Below are 25,176 nucleotides of genomic sequence, written 5' to 3'. Positions count from 1 at the left end.
AGTTTTGTAATTTATATAAAGGGGAATTTTCGTGCTTGATCAAAAACAACTAATTGACACTTACTCGTAGTGCAGCACTAATTGCAAACGGCGTGAGAGTCATTGCTCCCATAAACATCGCACCTAGAATTGCTAACTGCCCGTTGTACGCCATTCCCAGTGACGCAGCATCAATGGCCGACGTCGCAAAAATCAAAATTGGAATGTAAAGCGGCAAAACGAGCAGGCTGAGCAACACGCCCCCTTTTTGTAACCCTACTGTCAGTGCAACACCAATAGCCCCAATAAAGCTGAGCGTTGGTGTGCCGACAAGTAGCGTCAGTACCACCGCTAACCAAGTATTGAAGTCTAGAGACAGCAAAATGGAGAGTAGTGGGCTAATCAGAATTAATGGCAAACCAGTTAAAAGCCAATGTGCAATCACCTTTGAAATAACCACAACAGGCAAAGGGACAGGCATCAGCATCATTTGCTCCAGTGCGCCATCTTGAAAGTCATCACGGAACAGACGCTCAAGAGACAGTAAAGCAGAAAGTAACGCAGCGACCCACACAATCCCTGCTGCGATCCTCGCTAGCAGATTAGGCTCTGGACCAATACTTAATGGAAACAGCGTAATAACAATAATAAAAAACCACAGAGGGTTAAAAATATCGGCTTGGCGACGAAAGGCAATCAACAGCTCGCGTCTTATAATACTATTTATGGTGCCGAGCATGATTAGTTACCTAGTTTAATTTTTCTGAGTTTAGGGTTATCTGCAAACATATCTTGGTGTGTAGTAAGCATGACAATACCACCGTTCTCTGCATGCTGGAGAAACAGCGACTCGAGCACTTTCACACCTTGTTTATCAATTGCAGTCAAAGGCTCGTCAAGAATCCACAATTTGTGAGTACTTAGCCACAAACGCGCTAAAGCGACTCGACGTTGTTGCCCTGCTGATAACTGAGCCACTGGCACGTCTTCACGACCAGCAAGTCCTACCTTAGTTAGTGCGTTATAAATGGTTTGCTTATCGACAGGCTCACGCGAATGGATGCTTAAATAGAAGCGCAGATTTTCGTAAGCCGTAAGCTCACGTTTCACACCCGTTTGGTGACCTAGGAAAAGTAGGTCTTGGTGAAAAGCATCTCGGTTAGATTCAATGTTCTCGCCGTTCCAATAGATCTCTCCATTATCGCGATCACCTAATCCGGTGATAATACGCAGTAACGTTGTCTTACCTGTTCCGTTGCGTCCTTCGACTTGAACTAATTCACCAGAATCTATGGTAAAAGAGAGGGATTCAAAGAGAATTCTTTCATCTCTTATTGCTGTCAGTTGAGATACTTCTAACATTTGCAGTCACTAGATAAACTTCGAGCTAGTATCTTACCACAGCCTATTCCTCTCAAAATAGAATTAGACCTATACGAATCACGAAACTAAGTAAGAATCTGTTAATATTCAAACATAAATCTTAGTAACTACCACTAAATGGTTACATTCGGATATAAAAAAAGTGCCCTAAGGCACTTTTTATGCAAACCATCATTTGGCGCTTCTTTTTTTTGCTGCAAACTTTTGCCGCTGTGGGCGAGTTTCAAGAGGGGGGACTTTCTCTTTTCCAGAGATTTTGTTTTGCAAAGACATCATCAGCTCAGCTTCAGCTTTCGGTAGCTCACATTCCTCAATAAGCTCGTTAACATCGGCTCCTAGCTGAACCATTTTACTTGCTCTTGAGTATAAGCGGCCATCGCTATCCGCTTGTTCTAGTTCTGTAATCCGCTCATTTAAGTGCTGAATAATATCTTGCTGTTCACTGACTCTTTGACCAAGCCCAACCACAACTGAGCGTACTTCGAGTAGCTGCTTGTTAGCTTTTTGTAGCTCTTTGTCGAGATGACGATTTTGCTGGCGTAAATGCTCTGCTGAACGCACTTGACCGCGTTTAAGTCTAAACAGCGCTAAGCAGATAAACAGAAAAACTAACGCTATTGCTCCAGCCATAACTGGAGCACTGGTCATCCAACTACTGTCCATTATAGGTGAGCCATCTCATCCCATTCTTCATCAGTCAGTAGCTTGTTAAGATCAACCAAAATAAGTAGCTTACCATCACGGTTGCTAACACCTTGGATAAACTTAGCACTCTCATCTGTACCAACACTTGGTGTGGTATCGATTTCTGAAGAACGTAGGTAAACCACTTCAGCAACACTGTCGACTAGGATACCAATCACTTGGTGCTCAGATTCAATCACGATGATACGAGTATTATCCGTGATTTCACCTTCCATCAAACCAAAGCGCGAGCGTGTATCAATAACCGTCACAACATTACCACGCAGGTTGATAATACCGAGTACGTAGTCTGGTGCTCCTGGTACTGGCGCAATCTCAGTGTAACGAAGTACTTCTCGCACCTGCATTACATTGATGCCATAGGTTTCTTCTTCTAACTGGAACGTCACCCACTGAAGCACTTCGTCGTTAGACTGCTCTTTTCTTACTTCTACTTCATTTGTTTGAGACATACCTTATCCTCTCCAAGCCTAAATCGGCACAAATGTTCTATTTATCTAATGCTTTAACATCAAGTCCTGCATTAAGCATAGCTATCAATGCTTCAACGTGGATCAAAGCACACATTTTTTCTTTTACCATACCAGCAAGCCAAGGGCGTTTCCCTGCCGTTTCTCGCCAGCGTACCATTTCTGGATTTAAAGCTTCAGTACCCATAAGCTGTGTTGACGCTAAGCCCCACATACTCGCACCTAGCATTACTATATATTGGTACTGCTCTTTGTAACTGTCGTCTTGTAGCTTCTCAGCCATCACCCATTTTGCAGTGTCTACGACATCCAATTGCGCCTCACGGCTGGTCTGTAACCCTAAATACCAATCAGGACGGCCAATTAAATGGTTTAGCTCGGCTATTCTATGAATACCCCCAAGCTCATCAAGCGGGACCGCAAAAGTCACGCTATTGACATCAAAATAGAGCACTTGAAAATCAACATCTCGTTGCGTTGAATGCCAAACACCAAGCTCGCTGCCACCTGCCTGTGTTTCAAGGCTCTGCTCAGTTTCAATGCTGGTGTCAACTACGACGTCTGGCTCAGAAATCACTGGTTCAGCGACAACTTCATCAAGATCGGGCACATCAACCTTAAATTCTGGTTCTTCAGCCACAATTTCAGGTTCTTCAACTACCCACTCTTGAATCTCTTCTTCTTCAACGGCAATTTCTGTCTGAACTTGAGCAATATCAGCCGTGTTTTGCTCCATCACCTCTTCAAGTTCGAGCTCAGCAACCGGGTTAGTGTTTTCTAACTGCTCTAAAAGACGCTCAACATCTTCTAGATTTGGCACCTCGACTTCTTCAGTTGGAAGCTGGTAATAGCTTTTTTCTTCCACTGATTGAACCATCGGCTCTAAAGCAACTTCGTCAAGTTCTGGTTCTGACACAACAGACAATTCTGGAGTGTGAGTCTGTTCTGTTTCATCCGCCTCGATAGACTCTTCCAACAATGCTGAAAAGTAGTCATCTAACGCTTGTTCACTTGAGAGCGAAGAGTGGCTAGTCATCAATCGCTAACCTCTCTAGGTAAATTAACAGTTGCTTGTATGCAAATACACCGCGACTACCCGAAGCAAAGTGAGAAACGGGTAGATGCTTCAGACTTGCGTCCCTAAACTTGGTATCTATCGGGACTGCTGACGACCATACTTGACTTGGATAGTCTTTCTTAAGCTGTTGCAAAGTCTGTAACGACGCGCGCGTACGCTTGTCGTACATCGTCGGAACAATCGTTACATTAAATGCCTTATTGCGTGACTTTTGCATTATTGCCAAGGTGCGAATCATTCGCTCAAGGCCCTTCATGGCTAGGAATTCAGTCTGAACAGGGATCAGTATTCTGTCACTTGCCGCTAGCGCGTTGACCATCATGACACCAAGAATGGGAGGGCAATCGATCAAGACGTAATCGTAACGCTCTTTGATCGCCAAAAGCGCACGTTTAAGGATTAATCCCATGCCACTTCGATTTCCCATAACACGATCTAACGTCGCTAATGACATATGCGCCGGAATCAAATCGATACCTTCGATATCAGATTGCATTACAAGCGGCATGACCGTTTGTGCGGTGTACTCCTTAAGTTGGAATAAGTCGAACAGACTTGCAGGCACACCGTCGGAGTCATACCCAAGATAAGTCGTTAACGATGCATGAGGGTCGGTATCCACCAGTAAAACACGCTTACCTTGCTTACTTAGCAATCCTGCTAAAGTAATTGTTGTCGTGGTTTTTCCAACCCCACCTTTTTGGTTCGCGATGCTCCAAACAATCATGGGTTACCTCTATGCTAGACCGACTTCGACTAACATACGTTCAGCAATTCTTTCTAGCGGTAGATCCTCTGTTGAGATACCCGCTTTAGCAACCGCTTGAGGCATGCCATAAACAACGCAGCTTTCTTCGTCCTGAGCCCAAATGGTAGATCCCGCTCCCTTCAGCATACGAGCACCTTCACGACCATCAGCCCCCATACCTGTCAGCACCATAGACAGTACCTGATCAGAATAGATTTTAGCCGCACTACCAAAAGTAACATCGACACATGGTTTGTAGTTCATGCGTTCGCCGCCATCAATAATGCGCAGTTTCGCAGAGCCTGGACGGCCGTCAATCATCATCTGCTTACCACCCGGAGCTAAATAAGCCACACCAGGTTTCAATGGGTCACCATCTTCAGCCTCTTTCACTTGAATCTTACAAAGTGAGTTCAAACGACTGGCAAATGCTGCCGTAAACGTTGCTGGCATGTGCTGAATCAGCACAATCGGATGAGGATAGTTAGCAGGTAGCTTAGTGAGTATTTTCTGCAGTGCAACTGGCCCACCCGTCGACGTTCCAATAGCGGTTAACTGGTACTTTTTGCCACTCGATTTAAAACGCGTCGCTACAGAAGGCTTAGCTACAGGGGCCGCTGTCGCGGGACGAAGTGACGAACGAGCTGTAGTAGGTTGAGCCGCTGGCTTACTAGGCGCTGCTGGCTTTGGCATACTACGGCGCATCATTGCACGCTTTGATGCAATTTGGATCACACGCTGCTGAAGCAAGGTTACTGCCTCATCACGATTGCGCGCGATGTCCTCAAATTTCTTTGGCAAAAAGTCCAAAGCGCCTGCATCGAGAGCATCCAGTGTTGCCTTCGCCCCGTCATGGGTTAGCGAAGAAAACATCAAGATCGGTACAGGACTTTTCGCCATAATCTCACGAACGGCAGTAATACCGTCCATGACTGGCATTTCGATATCCATGGTGATGACATCAGGCTTGATTCGTAATGCTTTATCTACAGCTTCCTTACCATTGGTCGCAACATCAATAACTTCTAAACGTGCTTCAGAGTTAATGATTTCGCTCACTCGGCGACGGAAAAAACTCGAATCATCTACAACTAATACTTTGATCGCCATATTTGTCCTTCTATATTTCGCGATTTAGATTCGAGAAGCAGCGGCATACTGCTTAAGCAAATCTGGCACATCTAGGATCAAGGCGATATGACCATCACTCGTAATAGTCGCACCCGCCATACCTGGTGTACCTTGTAGCAAGTTATCTAGCGGCTTAATCACCACCTCTTCTTGACCAATCAGTGTATTCACTACAAAGCCAACACGTTGGCTACCAATCTGCACAATCACAACATGACCATGACCTTTACGCAGCTCAACTTGACCGGCTTGAGGCGCTAGCCAGTTTTGTAGATAGAACAATGGGATCGACTTTTCACGTACGATGATGGTTAGCTGACCATCAACAACATTGGTACGGCTTAGGTCTAAGTGGAAAATCTCGTTCACACTTGCCAATGGAAGTGCAAATGGGTGTCCCGCAACGCCAACCATTAGCGTTGGCAATATCGCGAGTGTCAACGGTACCTTGATGGTGATCTTGGTCCCTTTACCCATTTCAGAGTCAATATCGATTGAACCGTTTAAGGTGTTGATCGCTGTTTTAACAACGTCCATACCTACACCACGTCCTGAGATATCTGAAATTTGCTCTTTACTAGAGAAGCCTGGCATGAAGATAAGATTGAAACACTCTTTATCTGTCAGTCGAGAAGCAGCATCTTCATCCATGATGCCGCGTTTGACCGCAATACCACGCAGCTTATCTGGGTCCATACCGCCACCATCATCAACGATAGCAAGTTCAATATGGTCACCTTCTTGCGATGCAGAAAGAATTACTTTACCTGTTTTGGATTTACCCGCAGCAACACGAGCGTCAGGCATTTCAATACCGTGGTCAACCGAGTTACGAACCAAGTGAATCAATGGATCGGCTAACGCTTCAACCAAGTTTTTATCAAGGTCAGTATCTTCACCACGCATTTCAAGATTAATGTCTTTTTTCAAGCTGCGAGCGAGATCTCGTACAACGCGAGGGAAGCGACCAAATACCTTTTTGATCGGCTGCATACGCGTTTTCATAACCGCGCCTTGAAGATCCGCAGTGACGACATCTAGGTTAGCAACCGCTTTCGACATTTCTTCATCGTTGCTGTTTAACCCCAAGCTAAGCAGTCTATTTCGAACCAGTACAAGCTCACCAACCATATTCATGATTGTATCGAGCGTTGAAGTATCAACACGTACCGTCGCTTCCGCTTGTGGCTTCTTAGCTTGCGCGGCTGGAACCGCTGCTTCTTTCTTCGCTGGCGGCTTAGGTTCTTCTTTAGGCGCAGCCTTAGCCACTGGGGCTGGTTTTGGTGCAGGAGCAGCCTTAGGTTCAGGAGCAGGAGGTGGAGGCGTAGGGTTTGCTGTCGCAGGCTTAGTTGCTGCATCTAGCTCTTCAATAGAAGGACCTTTGCCCGACCCATGAAGATCATCGAGCAGTTTTTCGAACTCTTCATCAGTCATTAAATCACTGTCACCAGCGCCCGCTGCTGGGGCAGGAGCCGAAGGTGCTGACGCCGCGGGAGCCGCAGGTGATGCTGGTGATGCTGGTGCAACATCGCCTTTGCCAGGACCTTGCCCTGTGCCATGGAGTTCATCTAACAGCTTTTCAAATTCATCATCAGTGATATCACCGCTCATATCTCCACCAGCAGCAGGTGGCGGTGGTGTCGCGGCCGCTGGAGCGGCTTCGCTTGATGCAGCGCCAGGCGCACTACCTGAACCATGTAGCTCATCAAGTAATTTTTCAAACTCGTCTTGAGTAATTTCATCAATTGAGCCTGAAGAAACTTCCGCTTGAGGCGCTTCAACAGGTGCTGGCTCTTCGATAACAGGTTCTTCAGCCACAGGAGCGTCTACCGCTGCTGGAGCATCTGCCACGACTTCATCTTCAGACTCAGGTTTGCACAGTCGATGCAACTCATCCAAAAGAGACTGTTCAGCCAGAGGAAGGGGTTCACGATCTTGAACGGCTTGGAACTGCTCATTAACCGTGTCTAGCGCTTGAAGCATGGTATCCATCAGGCCTGCGGTGACGGAACGTTGTCCATTACGCAAGATATCGAACACGTTTTCTGCACCATGACAGGTATCAACAAGTTCTGTTAACGCAAGGAAACCCGCACCACCTTTCACCGTGTGGAAACCACGGAAAATGGCATTGAGGAGATCTTTGTCTTCAGGATTATTTTCCAGCTCGACCAACTGCTCTGAGAGAAGTTCCAAAATCTCCCCTGCTTCGACTAAAAAGTCCTGTAGGATGTCTTCGTCTAAATCGTAGCTCATATGTTACCTCTAAAACCCAAGACTTGAGAGTAAGTCGTCGACTTCGTCTTGTGATGAAACGGCATCATCCCTTTCTTGAGGGTTAAGGATTGGACCTTCAGGGTCCGTCGATGCTTTGTTCTTGTTATTCGTGCTTTCTTCCAGCTGACTCGAACCAAACGCTGTTAGTATTTCGACTAACCTACCTTCGACTTCGTCGACTAAGGTAATCACGCGACGGATGATTTGACCGGTCAGATCTTGAAAGTCTTGAGCCATTAGAATCTCGGTCAATTGCCCGCGAAGCTCAGAGCTGTCTCCTTCAACCTCACCGAGTAGATCATCGATGCGATGACAGAGCGCTTTAAACTCTGCGAGTTCAATTCGACCATGCATAAGTTCATTCCACTGAGGGCGAACTTGCAGCAGCCCTTCATGGAGGTTATCCGCAATAGGCATACAGCGATCGACTGCATCCATGGTTTTATTTGCTGCAACCTCAGTTTTGTCAATGACGTATTGGAGGCGATCCCTTGCATCTGGGATTTCGTCATTGGCAATTTCACTCATACGGTCATCCATGCTGAAATGTTTAATTGACTCATGTAAGTCACGAGTCAACTCTCCAATTTCTTGAAACATTGGATTCGTGTCGCTTTGGTAGATGTCTTTAACAAGAAGATCCGCTTCCTGTTGCTGACCAGCTTCCAACATCTCTACGAGTTGCTTTGCCTGTTCTAATGAAATCATTCTGAATTGGCCTTTAGCGCCTTAAGTCAATACCTTGACTTATAAACGTTCAAAAATTTTATCTAGTTTTTCTTTTAGTGTTGCTGCAGTGAATGGTTTTACGATGTAACCATTTACACCCGCTTGCGCAGCTTCGATGATCTGCTCGCGTTTTGCTTCTGCAGTAATCATCAATACTGGAAGATGCTTAAGCTCATCGTCTGCTCGAATATGCTTTAGAAGGTCAATACCTTGCATGCCTGGCATATTCCAGTCTGTCACGACGAAGTCGAACTCCCCTTTTTTGAGCATAGGTAACGCCGTTAAGCCATCATCCGCTTCTTGTGTATTGTTGAACCCAAGGTCGCGAAGTAAGTTCTTAACAATACGGCGCATTGTTGAAAAGTCGTCAACAATAAGGATTTTCATGTTTTTATTCAAAATTGCCTCCACTGAGTTCGAGATCAGTGATGTTTACTCATTATTTGTCCAAGCACTTAACTTTGTGCGTAGACGCTGCATTGACTGGCTTAGTATTTGGCTAACGCGTGACTCGCTAACACCAATCACCTCACCGATTTCTTTTAAGTTTAACTCTTCATCATAATAAAGCGAAAGTACTAGAGCTTCACGTTCTGGAAGCGATTTAATTGAATCTACTAGCGCTTTTCGGAAAAACTCATCTGCTACACCTTGGAATGGAAGGTTCTCTTTGTCAGTATCTTCGGGTGAAATCGCATCTTCTGAAACGCCCAGATCTTCGATTCCGACCAAACGGGAGCAGTTAATATCTGTTAAAATTGTATGGTATTGATCAAGGCTAATCCCTAAATGCTGTGCAACTTCTGCATCCGTTGGGTCTCTATTAAGTAACCCCTCTAGAGTCGATATAGCCTGACTAACCTCACGATTATGTTTATGAACAGAACGAGGTACCCAATCCCCTCGACGTATATCGTCAAGCATAGCACCTCGGATACGAATGCCAGCATACGTTTCAAAACTCGCGCCTTTGCTACCATCGTAGTTCTTTTGCGCTTCGAGCAATCCGATCATGCCCGCTTGAATAAGATCTTCTACTTGGACACTAGGTGGCAGACGCCCTAGCAAATGGTGAGCAATACGCTTCACCAACACCGAGTATTTCTCTAAAAATGCTCGTTGGCCATCTTGATTCGCATACTGTTCATAGGTCAAAGCCTTATTCACCAAATGGTTCCTCTAGCATCTCAGGTCTATTTAGTAAGCGTTCTACAAAAAACTCAAGATGTCCACTCGGTGTTTTCGGAATTGGCCATGTCAGCGCTTTATTCGCTAAGGAGCCAATTGCGAGAGCCGCCGGAGATCTTGGGAACGCGTCTACAACAATCTTTTGTTTCTTAACAGATTGTCTAACTTTATCATCCAACGGAATACATGCTACGAGCTCTAGGCTCACATTCAAGAATCGCTCTGTGACCAAGGTCAACTTTGCGAACAATTCTCTGCCTTCACGATAGCTTCTGACCATATTTGCAACGATTTTAAAACGTTGCACCTGATGTTCTTTGCTTAACAACTTAATTAAAGCATATGCATCAGTGATTGACGTAGGTTCGTCACAAACTACTACTACAACATCTTGCGCAGCTCGAGAAAAACTCACCACCATGTCTGAAATACCCGCCGCCGTATCAATCAGCAGAACGTCCATTTCATCTTCTAAACTGCCAAACGCCCGGATCAAGCCAATATGCTGAGCGTGCGAAAGCTCGGTCATCGATTGGGTTCCGGATGTCGCAGGAATGATCCTAATGCCATGCGGACCTTCTACAATCGCATCTTTAAGCTCACATTCACCCGCAAGCACATGGCCTAGGTTACGCTTTGGTCGAATACCGAGCATTACATCGACATTGGCAAGTCCCAAATCGGCATCTAGCACCATGACTTTTTTGCCCTGGCGTGCCATTGAGATAGCCATACCCAACGTTACGTTTGATTTACCAACACCGCCTTTACCACCAGTTACAGAAATAACCTTGGTTAATGATGGCTGTGTTAAGCGGCGTAGTCCGCTTGCTTGGTCTTGTATCATATCTTTAGTCATAATCGTCCGCCGCCTAGAACCTCTCCGCTTCACTATTCCAGTAGTGAGGTTCGTCATCTGTCGACTTCTCTAATAATTCGTTTGCTTTAGCGACCATGTACTTCGGTTGCGCTATCACAATATCTTCCGGAACTCGTTGTCCATTCGCTATGTAAGCAACGGGCAGAGAATTCTGTACAACTACACTGACAAACTCACCGAGACTTAGCGATTCATCCAGTTTAGTCATAATGCACCCTGATAACGGTATGCGCTTAAAGTGGTCAATGGTCTCTTGCAGTACTTTTCGTTGCGCCGTTGCAGGCAAAACCAAGTAGCTGTGAATCATTTCTCCACTTTCATGCATAAGCGTATCTAATTGTTCAGACAACCTTACATCACGCTGTCCCATACCTGCGGTATCAACCAGAATTAGGCGACGATTTCTTAATTGATATATTACATCGGCTAACTCATTGGAATCTTTAGCGACTTTTACAGGACATCCCATAATTCTTCCGTAAATCGCCAATTGCTCGTGGGCACCAATACGATATGTATCTGTCGAAACCAGTGCCACATTGTCTGATCCGTACTCCATTGCAGCGCGCGCCGCCAGCTTTGCAACTGTTGTAGTTTTACCCACGCCAGTTGGACCTAACAGTGCAACCACACCACCACGTTTTAAGATGTCTTGACGGGAAATAGGAATCTGGTCAGAAACTAAACCAAGCAGCGCTTTCCACGCTTTAGTTGGTGGCGTATCCTCAGGAATATAGCACGCGAGCTGATCAGCAAGGTCTGAAGAGACACCCATACGTTCAAGGCGTTTAATCAACATGGCACGTAAAGGCTCACGGCGCTCTACCTCTTGCCACATTAAGCCCGACACTTGATGTTCTAGAAGCTGACGAATAGACGTCATCTCTTCTTTCATCTCTTCTAGGTCTTCATTCGATACTGAAGGGTCTTCGCGGCGTTGACGCTCATAACGAGTCGGATCAAGTTTGGCTGCTGGCCTTTCTACTCGTCGATCTTCTGCGATCAAACGCGCTAACGGTGAATCTTCTTTAATCTGGACGTTTTCACGAGATTGGTCTCGCGTTGCCGATTGCCTTTTGAGTAAGGCTGATAATGAATCAGGATTGTCATCGCGTTCCTGCTGTGAGCCGTCTGCGCCATTGCTATACTGCTTAAGCATGTTGGCAAAACGCTTGGTCATAGAACGACCAGAATCCGCTTGGGACTGCAAGCTTACACGGTCATCATCCAATGCACGTTGGTTTGGTGTAGGAATACTTGCAGGTGCCTGTCGAGTGTTATTATGGCGAGGGCTGGAGTTATAACCGTTGCTTTGACGCTGCGCTCCTTCAGCCCCATCAACAGCAGCGACAATTTCTACACCACCTGCGACTTTTTTATTTGACATGATCACCGCGTCATCGCCCAACTCCCCTTTCACTTGGAGTAAGGCGGTACGCATATCCTTGGCAAAAAATCGTTTAATCTTCAAATTAAGTACCGTATATCAACGCATTAGACCTAGTTTCCGACAGCCTGAACAATGCGAATTTGTTTCTCGTCAGGGACTTCTTGATAAGAGAGAACTCTTAGTGAAGGAATCGTGTTCTTAACAAATTTAGCGAGTGTAGAACGCAGCACGCCAGATGTCAGAAGCACCGCAGGTTCACCTTTTAGCTCTTGCTCTTGAGTTGCTTGGCTCAATGATGATTGTAGTCGCTCAGCTAAGCCTGGCTCAATTCCCGCAGATTCCCCGCCAGAAGCCTGCATTGTCTGATGCAATATTTGTTCCAGCTCAGGAATGAGAGTTATCACTGGCAATTCAGGCTCTATCCCATTGATTTCTTGAACAATTAATCGTTTAAGCGAAATGCGAACCGCAGCGGTGAGAATGTCGGGTTCTTGACTCTTACTTGAGTACTCTGACAAGGTTTGTACAATAGTTCGGATATCTCGGATCGGAACGGCTTCATTAAGCAGGTTTTGCAGCACTTTCACCACTACACCTAATTGAAGCTGATCTGGCACAAAGCTTTCCACTAACTTAGGCGTGCTTCGACCCAGCATTTCAAGCAGATTTTGAACTTCTTCATGGCCGATAAGCTGAGAAGCATTGTTGGTCAACAATTGGCTTAAATGAGTAGCCAGTACCGTCGATGAATCCACTACGGTATAGCCAAGCGCCTGTGCATGCTCTCGTTGCTCTTCGCGAATCCAAACCGCTTCTAGGCCGAACGCAGGGTCGATTGTCGGTTCGCCTTCAATCATCCCATAGACCTGTCCCGGGTTAATGGCTAGTTCCATATCAGGTCGAATTTCTGCTTCACCAACCGCAACGCCCATTAAGGTAATACGATAGCTATTAGGGGTAAGCTCTAGATTATCGCGAATATGGACTGCTGGAATTAAGAATCCGAAATCTTGCGATAGTTTTTTACGTACCCCTTTGACACGCTCCAACAACTCGCCACCTTGGTCTTTATCAACCAGAGGAATAAGTCGATAGCCCACTTCTAAACCAATGATATCGACCGGCTGAACGTCGTCCCAAGAAAGCTCTTTGGGTGTCGCCGTTTCTTGTTCGGTTGTTGCAGGAGTACTCGGTTGCTCTGCTGCTTTCTTCTGTTTGCGGTAGATCCAGTAAGCCCCGCCACCAGCGATAATCGCAAGCAGCAAGAACGCAAAATGTGGCATTCCAGGTACTAACCCCATTACACCGAGGATGCCAGCAGTGATCATCAAGGCTTTAGGATTGTCGAACATTTGGAAGACAACCTGCTGCCCCATATCTTCATCAGTATTTTGGCGAGTCACCATGATCGCCGCACCGATTGAAAGTAGTAACGACGGAATTTGAGCAACTAAGCCATCACCAATCGTCAACAAGGTGTAGATTTGAAGCGCTTCTTGAAAACCTAGGTCATACTGCGCCATACCGATGGATAGGCCGCCGATAATGTTGATAAATAGGATCAAGATACCGGCGATCGCATCACCTTTTACGAATTTTGACGCACCATCCATTGAACCGTAGAAGTCAGCTTCTTTGGTGACTTCTTGGCGGCGAGTTCTTGCTTGGTCTTGGTCAATCAACCCAGCATTTAAATCGGCATCAATCGCCATCTGTTTGCCCGGTAAGGCGTCTAAGGTAAAACGCGCGCTTACTTCAGAAATACGACCTGCACCTTTGGTCACAACCATGAAGTTAATGATCATCAAGATCATAAAGACCACGAGACCAACCGCGTAGTTTCCACCAATCACGACGCTACCAAACGCTTCGATTACTTTACCAGCCGCGCCTGAACCTTCATGACCATAAAGTAGTACAACACGCGTTGACGCTACGTTTAACGCCAATCGCAAAAGTGTCGAAATCAGGAGTACAGTAGGAAACGCTGCAAAATCGAGTGGTCTGCGGGTATATACCGTCACCAATAGGACAACCATCGCCAAAGCGATATTGAAGGTAAAGAATAAGTCGAGCAAAAATGCTGGAATTGGCAAGATGACCATTGCCAATGTAGCCAGTACCATGACTGGCGCACCAATAGCTGGCATCGCTCTTTGAGGAATTGATGGTAACTTGTCCGCAAACGGCAAAGAAAACTTCATAGTTGAGTAGCTACAATAGTCGGAAAAAAGAAGAACTTGGACTAGTTATGCAATATCTAGTCCAGCTACTCTGTCAAATTAATGGCTGAGCGACGATTAAGCGTAGGAACATAGGATTAGCAGGAATGTCGTCTTGATCCCTGCCAAACGCTGCAGTTACGGTTGAATATTGAAGGCGATCTCACCAGACCTTTTTTCCGGCGAATATTCAATGCATGTTAAACCAGAAGTTGGAAACATAGGTGGGTGGATGTCAGTGACAAACTCAGCAGTCAGATAGCCGACTAATGGAAGATGCGACACTAATAAGATAGTTTCGTATTGATGAACATCGATAAGCGCGGATACATAATCCGCAACCTGCTCGGATTCACCGTAGGGTGTAATGTCTTCACATGTTTCGACTTGCTCAGATTGAAAACAGCTCGATATTTCTCGCCAAGTTTGCTGAGCACGAACATAAGGGCTAACTAACACTTTATCGAACTGTGAAAAACCTCTATCTGCACAAGCGCGGGCTACGGCAACAGAGGCACTTCTACCATTTTGAGTGAGCTCTCTTTCAGCATCTGATTGGGCAAAATGCTCGGCTTCTCCATGACGCATGATGAAAATTTTCATGGCATATTCCTAATACTATCCACTGTGGTTTTATGCGGATTATTGTTGTCTCACTGTTTATTCACAGCGTAATTATTATTGAGCGGAAAATTCTGAAACCGCTAAATTTCGTTGAACTGTAAATAATTATATCAATTCTTTGAACAAAGACGCTGACTTTCTTAACACTATTTAAAGTCAAAATGTTAACTATCATTAATCCATTTTGCTCATATTTCTCAAACAGATAGTTTGCAGTCGCTCATATCCGAGTCATAATTACTCTATTGTCTATAAGGCCACTTCATAAGTTCGGAGAGTGTATTGTGCACATTAGTCCAAATGATACGAACCAGTACCGTTACCTCACCTTAGCTAACGGTGTACAGGTTTTACTAATTCACGATCACAGTGCGCAAAAGTCCGCAGCTGCATTGGCAGTGAATGTTGGTCACTTCGACGACCCCTCCGATAGAGAAGGTCTCGCCCACTACTTAGAGCACATGTTATTTTTGGGCACAGAAAAGTACCCTAAAGTTGGCGAGTTTCAAAACTATATTAACCAACACGGCGGTAGCAATAACGCATGGACTGGCACAGAACACACATGTTTCTTTTTTGATGTCTCTCCTAGCGCCTTTGAACAAAGCCTCGATCGTTTTAGTCAGTTTTTTACCGCGCCTCTTTTTAACCCAGAGGCGCTAGATAAAGAACGTCAAGCGGTTGAATCTGAATACAAGCTAAAACTTAATGATGACTCTAGAAGGCTGTACCAAGTCCATAAAGAGTTGGTTAACCCTGCCCATCCTTTTAGCAAGTTTTCGGTCGGTAATTTAGAGACTTTGGCTGATAGAAATGGGCAATCGATTCGAGATGAGATCGTCAACTTCCATTATGAACAGTACTCCGCCGACTTAATGACGCTCACAATGATTGGTCCTCAAGAGCTAGATGAGTTAGAAGCGTGGTGCCACGAAAAATTCTCGGCGATTCCTAATCATGAGCTATCAGGAAAATGTATCACTGCGCCGTACACCGACAATCAATCGACTTCTATCTTGGTCAATGTCGAACCTGTAAAAGAGATACGTAAACTCATACTAACCTTCCCAATGCCAAGTATGGATGAACACTATCAGTCTAAACCTTTGTCCTACTTTGCCCATCTACTCGGTTACGAAGGTGCAGGAAGTTTGATGCTGGTACTAAAAGATAAAGGCTGGATTACCTCTTTATCTGCTGGAGGCGGGACAAGTGGCAGTAATTATCGCGAGTTTACAATCAGTTGTGCGCTCACCCCTCTAGGCCTTGACTACATAGACGATATTACTCAAGCGGTGTTTAGTTATATCTCTTTAATCGCACACAGCGGATTAGATGAGTGGCGTTACCTAGAAAAGCAAGCCGTTCTAGAATCTGCATTTCGCTTCCAAGAACCCACTCGCCCTCTCGATCTGGTAAGCCACTTGGTTGTCAACATGCAGCACTATCAAGAGCAAGACATCGTTTACGGTGATTTCATGATGGAGCGCTACGATGAGGTGCTGCTTAAATCACTACTTGAATATTTTTCACCGACGAATTTGCGTACGACGCTGGTCGCGCATGGCTATGAATACGATAAAACGGCCAATTGGTACTTCACACCCTACTCAGTGACAGAGTTTACTCAGCAACAAATTGAACACTATCTTCAGCCAAGTCCACTAGTGTTTAAACTACCAGAGAAAAATCCTTTCATTTGCTACGACCTTGACCCTAAAGAGCTAGAGATTTCGCACGCGACCCCTCAAGTGTTGGAAGAGTTACCAGGTTTTAAACTGTGGCATTTACAAGATGATGAGTTTCGCGTACCAAAAGGCGTCGTTTACATCGCGATAGATAGCCCACATGCCGTCGAAAACCCTCGAAACATCGTCAAGACGCGCCTTTGCGTAGAGATGTTTTTGGATAGCTTAGCTGCTGATACCTATCAAGCAGAAATCGCAGGGATGGGCTACAACATGTACGCCCATCAAGGTGGAGTGACGCTCACTATTTCAGGGTTTAGCCAAAAACAACCCGAGTTAATGAAACAGATCCTTGAGAGGTTTGCCAAGCGTGAATTCAGTAGCCAGCGATTTAGCACTATCAAACAGCAGCTGCTAAGGAACTGGCGTAACTCCGCCCAAGATCGTCCAATTTCACAGCTTTTCAATGCACTTACGGGCATTTTACAGCCAAACAACCCTCCTTACTCAGTCTTAGTTGAAGCCTTAGAGTCAATAGAAGTGGACGAGTTAGCCAGTTTTGTCGACGCAATTCTGGCCGAGTTACACGTCGAAATGTTTGTCTATGGTGATTGGACGAGAGCTGATGCACTGTCACTTGGCAACACGCTCAAAGATGCATTGAGAGTCCAAAACCAGCAATATGAAGAAGCTTTGCGTCCCCTTATCATGCTTGGCAAAAATGGTTCATTCCAGAGAGAGGTCTTCTGCGATCAAGAAGATTCGGCCACCGTGCTGTACTACCAATGTGATGACACCAGCCCAAAGAGCATCGCTTTGTACTCTTTAGCTAACCACTTGATGTCTGCAACTTTCTTCCATGAGATCCGGACCAAGCAGCAACTTGGTTATATGGTCGGTACGGGGAACCTACCGTTGAATAGACACCCAGGGATTGCGCTTTATGTTCAATCGCCTAATGCGGCACCAATCGACCTTATCAGTTCCATTGACGAGTTCCTCAACGCCTTCTATATGGTGCTACTCGAGCTGAATGAGTACCAGTGGCATAGTAGTAAACGAGGGCTGTGGAACCAAATCTCTACCCCAGATACTACCTTACGCGGACGCGCTCAACGCTTATGGGTGGCTATTGGCAATAAGGATACAGAATTCAACCAGAGAGAAGTGGTGCTAGAAGAGCTTAAGGCGTTAACCCGCACAGACATGATTCGTTTTGTGGTTAACGAACTTAAACCGCGAACAGCAAATCGCCTCATTATGCATACTCAAGGTAATGCGCATCATGAGTCGGAGAAGCTAAATCTTGGTTTGGAGATAGGCTCAATTGAAGAGTTTCAATTGAGACCTAAAGATATCGAACTCGGTTAACTGCTGTCTAACCTTGTAGTCTTAAGCGGCCTGCTCAGACTCAACAATCTTTTTCAATGAATGGGGGTGAAGCTTAATGCACACCCCTTGCCATTTGAATGCCACCGTTGGGTTGTTCAAACGCTCACCTTCTCCTTTCGGGCTTGAGAGCTTGGTTTTGATACCAAGTTCTGGCAGCCTCTCCCACTGAGCCGCAAATTCAGGGAATTGGTTCTGTAGATCAGCTAGGTAATCATCTGCGGTTTGCGCCATTGAAGGCACCACAAACTCTACGTGCTCCCAGCCCTGTTTCGGGTAAATTTTCCCTTCTGCTGGATAAGGTAATTCTAAACACTCAAAACTCCAGCCATGGCTCTCAAGAGGCTTATCGAACGCGATAACCACGATAGGTCGGCCATTAATCTGCGCTTGTGAGATAACTTGCCCATACTCTTGCCACTCCTGATGAGCTTGTTTAGCTAGATCCTGCTCATTAATGCGCATTGCAATATGATCGGCTTGATAGTTAGACAAGTCTAATCCGAGCTTGTCAGCGAGAGTTTTGATTTGAGAAATGAACTCAGGCAGGGTTTGCTGCATTTGCGATGGCAAAAGAGTAGCTTGCTGTAATTGGCTAGTCATCGAACTTTCCTTTATGTACTAATGCGCGAATGTTACCGTCGAATTTTGCCTAGTACCAGCGAAGACATCATTCAAACGCCCAGCCACTTATATTCCTTACATGATGGTTGATAGCAAAACCATTAGTTCGACGTAAAACAATGACATTATCCGGACTTTAAAAGCCGCGAATACTGCTATATTGCGCGCCGTTTATTTTAATCATCTATCAGTAAGGGATCATTATCATGTCTTTTAAGAAAACTCTTCTGGGCGCTAGCCTAGTCCTTTCTGCTTTAACTCCATTTGCGGCCTTATCTGCACCTGGTGATACGTTTGAAATTAAAGGCGGCTACGATTACTGGTCAGGTAAATCCAAAGTAAATGACGTTAACGCAGATAAGCGCCGTACTCAGAACTCTTACTACGTCGGCTTTGAACACTTCGTTCCGTTAATTCCTAATGCAAAAATCCGCTCAACAAACGTAAAGTCTGACAACTCTGACCTATCTTATCGACAAGTAGACTACATCGCTTACTATCGTTTAATTGATACCAATATGCTCGGTCTCGATTTCGGCCTAAACATGCAGCATTTTTCTGGCGTGAAAGACAACGATTGGCAACCTGCCCTTTACGGTGACGTAGAGTTTACTATCCCGGCAACACCGATCACCCTGTACTCTACTGCTTCCGCGGGTAAATATGATGGTACACGAACGTTTGACGGTGAGGCTGGTGCGAAATGGACCATAGGAATGGGCCCACTTGATTTAGGCCTAAAAGCAGGTTACCGAATTATGGACAACGAGTTTAAACATAAAGCGACGAAGGACACTAGCTTCCGTATGGACGGCTACTACCTTGGTGCAGAGCTAAAGTTTTAGTCACTGAACTAAACTAAAAAACCGCTAAAGACGGCACTTTTGTAGCCGTCTTTTTCGTTCATGTGCTCCAACGAATCAAAACATGGGCAATTAATATGCAGAAACTCGCTTAAACCATGAATTTTATGCATAAAATCAAACCGTTCGCGTTTGGTTCGTAACCCAGTTCTTTACGATTTGAACAGTCATTCCTCTTGAATGATTTAGTCAAAACGTTATTTTTTTCCTAATAGTAACAAGATCATCAGGAAAAGTAGTAAATTTCCCAGTTCACTCCCTATAAGAGAAGCAATAAAGTTGCTATTATGTGCGCCAAATTTATGAACTAGATCGAGATATGCATTCACTCCACTTGGTGGATATTATTCATGGTTCTTCTCGATGAATCACCCGAATGGTAAAGAATGCATAGCTAACCAATTCCCAAGAATTGAAGGAAGCGCGTGTGAATATCCAAGCACTTATTAATGACAAAGTTTCTCAGGCTTTAGAAGCCGCTGGCGCACCTGCAGGCAGCCCTGCAGCTGTTCGCCAATCTGCAAAACCTCAGTTTGGTGACTACCAAGCCAATGGTGTGATGGGCGTTGCAAAAAAACTAGGGACTAACCCACGCGAGTTCGCGCAAAAAGTATTGGATGTTCTAGACCTAGATGGTATCGCGAGCAAAACAGAAATCGCAGGCCCTGGCTTCATCAACATTTTCTTAAGCGAAGAGTTCCTTGCTAAGCAAGCTGACGTAGCTCTAGCAGATGCTCGTTTAGGCGTTGCAGCAGAAGAACAGAAAACGATTGTTGCTGACTACTCTGCACCAAACGTTGCTAAAGAAATGCACGTAGGCCACCTACGTTCAACTATCATCGGTGATGCTGTTGTTCGTACGCTAGAGTTCCTTGGCCACAAAGTTGTTCGTGCTAACCACATCGGTGACTGGGGTACTCAGTTCGGTATGCTTATCGCTAACCTAGAACGCGTACAAAAAGAGTCTGGTGAAGTTTCAATGGAGCTTTCAGACCTTGAAGCTTTCTACCGCGAGTCTAAGAAGCTATACGACGAAGACGAAGAGTTCGCCGTAAGAGCGCGTAACTACGTTGTAAAACTTCAGAGCGGTGACGAATACTGCGCTGAAATGTGGAAAAAGCTTGTCGACGTTACTATGGTTCAAAACCAACGTAACTACGATCGTCTAAACGTCTCTCTAACTCGCGATGACGTGATGGGCGAAAGCATGTACAACGACATGTTACCTGGCATTGTTGCTGACCTTAAACAGCAAGGTCTAGCGCAAGAAGATGACGGCGCTCAAGTTGTGTTCCTAGATGAATACAAAAACAAAGACGGCGAAGCGATGGGTGTTATCATCCAGAAGCGTGATGGCGGTTTCCTATACACAACCACAGATATCGCTTGTGCTAAGTACCGTTATGAAACACTAGGCGCAGATCGCGTACTTTACTTTATTGACTCTCGTCAGCACCAACACCTAATGCAAGCTTGGACTATCGTTCGTAAAGCGGGCTATGTGCCAGAAGAAGTTTCTTTAGAGCACCACGCTTTCGGTATGATGCTAGGCAAAGATGGTCGTCCATTTAAGACTCGTGCAGGTGGTACAGTTCGTCTTGCTGATCTTCTTGATGAAGCAGAAGAGCGCGCAATTAAGCTGATCGAATCGAAGAACGCTGACCTTGAGTCTGAAGAGAAAGCAAACATCGCGAAAACGGTCGCTATGGCAGCGGTTAAGTATGCTGACCTATCTAAGCACCGTACCACAGACTACGTGTTTGACTGGGACAACATGCTAGCATTCGAAGGTAACACTGCACCGTACATGCAATACGCCTTTACTCGTGTTTCTTCTATCTTCGCTAAAGCAGGTATCTCTATGGATGAGTTGTCTGGTGAGATCAAAGTTACTGAAGAGAAAGAGAAAGCGCTGATTGCTAAACTTCTTCAATTCGAAGAGGCGGTTCAATCTGTTGCTCGTGAAGGTCAACCACACATTATGTGTAGCTACCTATTCGAGCTAGCGGGTCAGTTCTCTAGCTTCTATGAAGCTTGCCCGATCCTAAGCAGTGAAGATGAGTCTGTGAAGCAAAGCCGCTTGAAGCTAGCCGCTTTAACAGCGAAAACTATCAAGCAAGGTCTATCTCTACTTGGTATCGATACGCTAGAGCGTATGTAAGAGAATCGAGAATCGAGAATCGAGAATCGAGAGAAATTGGAAGGTTGGCGTGAGAGCGTCAACCTTTTGTTTTATTTGGCGTATACTAAGCCAATCAGTTAATTACCTACCGGATTATGACATGAGTTTTGAACTGCACCCTCAACTCGCTAAAGATACCACTGTGATTGGTCAATTCCCTTTATGCCTTGCTCTACTGCATAAAGACAACGCTGTACCTTGGGTTATCCTGGTACCTAAGCGAAGCAACTTAAAAGAGTTACATCACTTGCCGATGAAAGAGCAGCAACAGTTCTTGTTAGAATCACAAGCGGTAAGCCAAGCGTTAGAAGCCACACTCCAGCCTGACAAGTTGAATCTTGGTGCACTTGGCAACATGGTACCTCAACTGCACATTCACCACATTGCTCGCTTTAAAGATGACATCGCTTGGCCGGGCCCAGTTTGGGGTAATACAGATGGTCAATTCCGCAGTGATGAGGAGCAAGAGCAGCTTTTGAGTCGAATTAAAAATGTTCTCTCATTGAGCTCTATTTTCACTCCCGCGTAGCTGATTTTCCCTAAGCGCGTATTAAAAAGCCGTTCTATCAAGAACGGCTTTTGCTATCACAAATCACCTACATGGTGACATTCAGAGCTAAGGCATCAGCCTTGACTTTCACGTACCTGATACGAGTGACATTGTGTGACGCATTAGTGTCGACAAATCGTGAGATCTTTCCCTTTTTTATCCACACTGAGAGCATCGCATCAACACCGTCTTCACTCATAGCAAACTTCTTCGCTAACTCGCGACGAGAGATGCTCCCGCTTTGTTCAATACATTGCTTTAGCTCAGAAAGAATCATGCGGTTTGTACCTCTAAAGTTTGGCTTTGCTTGCTACCTACTGACTTAAGAACACGATAGGTCGCAAAGCTCACTAACAAGATACCTGCGATCCACGCTGAACTGGTAACAGGGTGATCAACGAAGTGAGTAACTTGGTAATAAAGCGCCGCACTACCGTAAGCTAAGCCCATCGTCCATACCGCAATAAAGCGGGCATATTTCTGACCAAACTCACGCACGTAAGCACCCATTGCCGCAACACATGGTGTGTAAAGCAAGATAAAGATCAGATATGCAAATGCCGCATTGCTTGAAGCAAAATAGCCTTTCAAGTTACCAAAGATAGACGTGTCTACTTCTTGCTCCTCTGCAACCGCTTGGCTGTCAGTCAAGTCACCGACTTCGATACCTAGTGGATCTGAGTAGCTAAGCCCTGCTAGATTATCTGGAATTGACATCACCGCTTCTTCAAGGCTCACCATCAAGTCGTATTCACCACCTTCTTCTTCGCTTGGTGCATAAAGACTATTTAATGTACCGACTACCGCTTCTTTGGCAAAGATACCCGTGATGATACCAACCGTCGCAGGCCAATTATCCTCTTGAATGCCAATAGGAGCGAACACTGGCGTAACAATTTGCGATGCTTTAGAAAGCACGGAGTTTTCGCTGTCTTGGTTGCCAAATGAACCATCTGTACCTACCGAGTTTAGGAAGCTCAGAATCGTTACAACCACAACGATGGTTTTACCCGCGCCCAAAACAAAGCGCTTCAACTTTTGCCACGTCTTAATCACGACATTGCGCATCGTCGGCAGTTCGTAGTCTGGCATCTCCATTACTAGGCTATCACTTGAGCCTGGGTAAAGTGTCTTCTTCAGAACCAGCCCCGTAAACACAGCTGCAACGATACCCAATAGATACAGTGCGAAAACAATGTTTTGACCACTTTGCGGAAAGAATGCCGCGGCGAATAATGCATAAACAGGCAGTCGCGCACCACATGACATAAAGGGTGCCATAGAAGCCGCGAGTTTTCTTTCACGCTCTTGATCGAGCGTACGCGTTGCCATAATGGAAGGCACGTTACATCCAAAGCCTAAAACCAGTGGAACAAAGGCTTTGCCCGGTAGGCCAATTTTCTGCATCACTTTATCAAGCACAAATGCCGCGCGAGACATATAGCCAGAACTTTCGAGCACCGCCAGGAAAAGATACAGACAAGCAATCACTGGAATAAATGTAGCCACTGTTTGGATACCACCACCAACGCCGTCGGCTAATAAGGTCACTAGCCATACAGGCAGGTGGTCATCGAGTAAGTAGTGTCCACCATCAACAAGTAAAGCGCCAACACCGATGTCAAAGAAGTCGATAAAGGCACTACCGATGTTGATCGAGAACATAAACATCAGGTACATGACAATGAAGAAGAATGGCACACCTACCCATTTGTTGAGAATGACGGCATCGACTTTCTCGGTAAAACTATGGCTTAACTTGCCCTCGCTACGACGGACTTTCTGGCACTGCTGATGAAGGAAAGTGTATTTCACATCTGCAACCAATAGATCGATATCGAGAGCGACTTTTTGCTGCTCCGCTTTAACAATTACTCGGTCAGATTCCGCCAAAGAGTTAATCACCAGAAGATCGTTTTCTAGTGCACGAATCGCCAATGCTCGCTCTGAAACTTCAGATTGCGATTTAAAGATTGGTGCAATAGTTTCAATTGCTTGCTCAAATTCTGCCCCGTAGTCTAGGCGTATTTCATTTAATGCAACCCCTTGTACCAAAGCCTTATGTAGGCGGTCCTTAAAGGCATGAACTTGAGATTTGTTGTTAGCGGAGATTGCCATCACAGGACAACCAAGGACTTTTTCGAGTGCTTTAATGTCGATAGTCTGACGTTCACGCTTTAGTGCATCCATCTTGTTAAGCACAACAACCATAGGGCGGCCAAGCTCACGCAACTGCAAAGTCATATATAAGCTGCGTTCGAGACAGGTGGCGTCTACGACATTGATAATTAAGTCAGCCGGGTGAGTTAACACCGCTCTTGACGCAATGGACTCATCAATACTGTTACCATCATTCCCACTGTCTAATGCATAGATGCCTGGAAGGTCGGTAAGCAAGAAGTCGTCGCTAGAATGTGAGTACTTACCGGTTTTCTTCTCAACAGTCACCCCTGCCCAGTTACCAACTTGTTGTTTAGCACCTGTTAGGCCATTGAAAAGTGTCGTTTTACCACTGTTAGGGTTACCAACAGTTAGAATCTTGTATTCCATTAGTTAGTCTCCACTGTGATTGCATCGGCAATGTTAACGCGAACAGCAAGCGAAACTCCGCGAACTTCGACCTGTAGCGGGTCACCCATTGGTGCTTTTCGAATCAGAGTGACAGGTGTTTGTGGCAAAAGCCCCATCACCATCAGTTTTTTACGAACGTCGTTAGAGAGCTCCGAGAAACCAGTAATAGTGGCCACTTGCCCTTGTTGTAGCTGTGAGAGTTTCATTGCGAGACCAGTTATTTATAATGAGAAGGATTGTTATTTATGCTTACAATTTTATCTTCATCTCTTTTAGCAGATCTTGCCTGAAATCAATGTTTCCAAGTTTCGATAGATGCGTTGAGAATATCTGGCTCAATTTATCGATTAAGAAGTTATAGATAGGGATTACGCTCGCCGTTATCTATGAGGGCCTGGAACGAGTATTAGGTAAATTACATGCTCTCTTATAAGACTCTCTTTAATTAGTAATTGAATGTCGTTAACTTGGCTCATTCCAGATAAAAACGTTAAAACCACACTCG

General features: G+C 45.3%; 23 protein-coding genes. 4 read left to right on the top strand and 19 right to left on the bottom strand.

The features are described 5' to 3' along the window. Positions 1-49: 49 nt before the first annotated feature. The 15 genes from ccmB to sixA all read right to left on the bottom strand — a co-directional run bounded on the left by ccmB (position 50) and on the right by sixA (position 14,783). Positions 50-718 carry a heme exporter protein CcmB gene (gene ccmB / locus AC6R16_RS11100; protein WP_004748646.1) on the bottom strand — a complete coding sequence of 223 codons (669 nt, stop codon included), beginning with the start codon at positions 716-718 and terminating at the stop codon, positions 50-52. A gap of 2 nt (positions 719-720) precedes the next feature. Beyond that, the gene (gene ccmA, locus AC6R16_RS11095) at positions 721-1,341 is read right to left on the bottom strand and encodes a cytochrome c biogenesis heme-transporting ATPase CcmA (RefSeq protein WP_500640878.1); all 621 of its coding nucleotides are present in this window, start codon (positions 1,339-1,341) and stop codon (positions 721-723) included. 192 nt (positions 1,342-1,533) lie between these two features. Then, the gene (locus tag AC6R16_RS11090) at positions 1,534-2,025 is read right to left on the bottom strand and encodes a DUF2802 domain-containing protein (protein WP_500640879.1); all 492 of its coding nucleotides are present in this window, start codon (positions 2,023-2,025) and stop codon (positions 1,534-1,536) included. Continuing rightward, on the bottom strand, positions 2,025-2,519 hold the full coding sequence (locus AC6R16_RS11085) for a chemotaxis protein CheW (protein WP_004413313.1): 495 nt from the start codon (positions 2,517-2,519) through the stop codon (positions 2,025-2,027). Before AC6R16_RS11085 ends, AC6R16_RS11090 begins: the two co-directional genes overlap by 1 nt. A gap of 37 nt (positions 2,520-2,556) precedes the next feature. Next, positions 2,557-3,573: a chemotaxis protein CheW gene (locus AC6R16_RS11080; protein ID WP_500674388.1), complete on the bottom strand. Its 1,017-nt coding sequence runs from the start codon at positions 3,571-3,573 to the stop codon at positions 2,557-2,559. Next, positions 3,566-4,342: a ParA family protein gene (locus AC6R16_RS11075; protein ID WP_500674387.1), complete on the bottom strand. Its 777-nt coding sequence runs from the start codon at positions 4,340-4,342 to the stop codon at positions 3,566-3,568. The genes AC6R16_RS11080 and AC6R16_RS11075 overlap by 8 nt, the downstream gene beginning before the upstream one ends. A 9-nt stretch (positions 4,343-4,351) precedes the next feature. Beyond that, entirely contained in the window at positions 4,352-5,473 is a 1,122-nt protein-coding gene (locus AC6R16_RS11070; protein ID WP_500640882.1) for a protein-glutamate methylesterase/protein-glutamine glutaminase, read from the bottom strand. A gap of 24 nt (positions 5,474-5,497) precedes the next feature. Next, positions 5,498-7,750 carry a chemotaxis protein CheA gene (locus AC6R16_RS11065; RefSeq protein ID WP_500674386.1) on the bottom strand — a complete coding sequence of 751 codons (2,253 nt, stop codon included), beginning with the start codon at positions 7,748-7,750 and terminating at the stop codon, positions 5,498-5,500. Positions 7,751-7,759: 9 nt separating this feature from the next. Continuing rightward, positions 7,760-8,479, bottom strand: a complete 720-nt coding sequence (locus tag AC6R16_RS11060; RefSeq protein ID WP_500640884.1) for a protein phosphatase CheZ — start codon at positions 8,477-8,479, stop codon at positions 7,760-7,762. A 39-nt stretch (positions 8,480-8,518) separates the two neighbouring features. Next, positions 8,519-8,887: a chemotaxis response regulator CheY gene (gene cheY, locus AC6R16_RS11055; protein WP_006879571.1), complete on the bottom strand. Its 369-nt coding sequence runs from the start codon at positions 8,885-8,887 to the stop codon at positions 8,519-8,521. Between the two features lie 45 nt (positions 8,888-8,932). After that, on the bottom strand, positions 8,933-9,667 hold the full coding sequence (locus AC6R16_RS11050) for an RNA polymerase sigma factor FliA (protein WP_500640885.1): 735 nt from the start codon (positions 9,665-9,667) through the stop codon (positions 8,933-8,935). After that, complete coding sequence (locus tag AC6R16_RS11045; RefSeq protein ID WP_038197399.1) at positions 9,660-10,547, bottom strand: MinD/ParA family protein; 888 nt, start codon at positions 10,545-10,547, stop codon at positions 9,660-9,662. Before AC6R16_RS11045 ends, AC6R16_RS11050 begins: the two co-directional genes overlap by 8 nt. A 13-nt stretch (positions 10,548-10,560) precedes the next feature. Beyond that, complete coding sequence (gene flhF / locus AC6R16_RS11040) at positions 10,561-12,039, bottom strand: flagellar biosynthesis GTPase FlhF (RefSeq protein ID WP_500674385.1); 1,479 nt, start codon at positions 12,037-12,039, stop codon at positions 10,561-10,563. A 29-nt stretch (positions 12,040-12,068) separates the two neighbouring features. Beyond that, entirely contained in the window at positions 12,069-14,162 is a 2,094-nt protein-coding gene (gene flhA, locus AC6R16_RS11035; protein WP_500640887.1) for a flagellar biosynthesis protein FlhA, read from the bottom strand. Positions 14,163-14,318: 156 nt separating this feature from the next. Next, entirely contained in the window at positions 14,319-14,783 is a 465-nt protein-coding gene (gene sixA / locus AC6R16_RS11030; protein ID WP_500640888.1) for a phosphohistidine phosphatase SixA, read from the bottom strand. Positions 14,784-15,088: 305 nt separating this feature from the next. Here sixA and AC6R16_RS11025 point away from each other — a divergent pair, with 305 nt between their 5' ends. Then, on the top strand, positions 15,089-17,863 hold the full coding sequence (locus AC6R16_RS11025) for an insulinase family protein (protein ID WP_500674384.1): 2,775 nt from the start codon (positions 15,089-15,091) through the stop codon (positions 17,861-17,863). Positions 17,864-17,884: 21 nt separating this feature from the next. Here AC6R16_RS11025 and AC6R16_RS11020 read toward each other — a convergent pair whose 3' ends face one another. After that, positions 17,885-18,484 carry a VOC family protein gene (locus AC6R16_RS11020; protein ID WP_500674383.1) on the bottom strand — a complete coding sequence of 200 codons (600 nt, stop codon included), beginning with the start codon at positions 18,482-18,484 and terminating at the stop codon, positions 17,885-17,887. A 227-nt stretch (positions 18,485-18,711) separates the two neighbouring features. On the opposite strand from AC6R16_RS11020, the gene AC6R16_RS11015 reads away from it, so the two are divergent. The 3 genes from AC6R16_RS11015 to AC6R16_RS11005 all read left to right on the top strand — a co-directional run bounded on the left by AC6R16_RS11015 (position 18,712) and on the right by AC6R16_RS11005 (position 22,079). Then, the gene (locus AC6R16_RS11015) at positions 18,712-19,350 is read left to right on the top strand and encodes a TIGR04219 family outer membrane beta-barrel protein (RefSeq protein ID WP_500674382.1); all 639 of its coding nucleotides are present in this window, start codon (positions 18,712-18,714) and stop codon (positions 19,348-19,350) included. Positions 19,351-19,795: 445 nt separating this feature from the next. Then, a complete protein-coding gene (argS, locus tag AC6R16_RS11010; protein WP_500674381.1) occupies positions 19,796-21,529 on the top strand; it encodes an arginine--tRNA ligase in 1,734 nt (577 codons plus the stop codon). Between the two features lie 121 nt (positions 21,530-21,650). Next, positions 21,651-22,079: an HIT family protein gene (locus AC6R16_RS11005; RefSeq protein WP_500674380.1), complete on the top strand. Its 429-nt coding sequence runs from the start codon at positions 21,651-21,653 to the stop codon at positions 22,077-22,079. 67 nt (positions 22,080-22,146) lie between these two features. Here the strand turns inward: AC6R16_RS11005 and AC6R16_RS11000 are convergent, their stop codons facing one another. Genes AC6R16_RS11000 through AC6R16_RS10990 form a run of 3 tightly spaced genes read right to left on the bottom strand, consistent with a single transcriptional unit; the run spans position 22,147 to position 24,877 of the window. Next, entirely contained in the window at positions 22,147-22,377 is a 231-nt protein-coding gene (locus AC6R16_RS11000) for a FeoC-like transcriptional regulator (protein ID WP_500640894.1), read from the bottom strand. Beyond that, on the bottom strand, positions 22,374-24,650 hold the full coding sequence (feoB, locus tag AC6R16_RS10995; protein ID WP_500674379.1) for a Fe(2+) transporter permease subunit FeoB: 2,277 nt from the start codon (positions 24,648-24,650) through the stop codon (positions 22,374-22,376). The genes AC6R16_RS11000 and feoB overlap by 4 nt, the downstream gene beginning before the upstream one ends. Then, the gene (locus AC6R16_RS10990) at positions 24,650-24,877 is read right to left on the bottom strand and encodes a FeoA family protein (RefSeq protein ID WP_500640896.1); all 228 of its coding nucleotides are present in this window, start codon (positions 24,875-24,877) and stop codon (positions 24,650-24,652) included. Before AC6R16_RS10990 ends, feoB begins: the two co-directional genes overlap by 1 nt. Positions 24,878-25,176: the final 299 nt, after the last annotated feature.

The organism is Vibrio sp. R10-SG3-ISO10, from assembly GCF_059834185.1.
The sequence above is the reverse complement of the archived record's forward strand: the minus strand, read 5'-3'. Positions and strand labels throughout refer to the sequence as shown.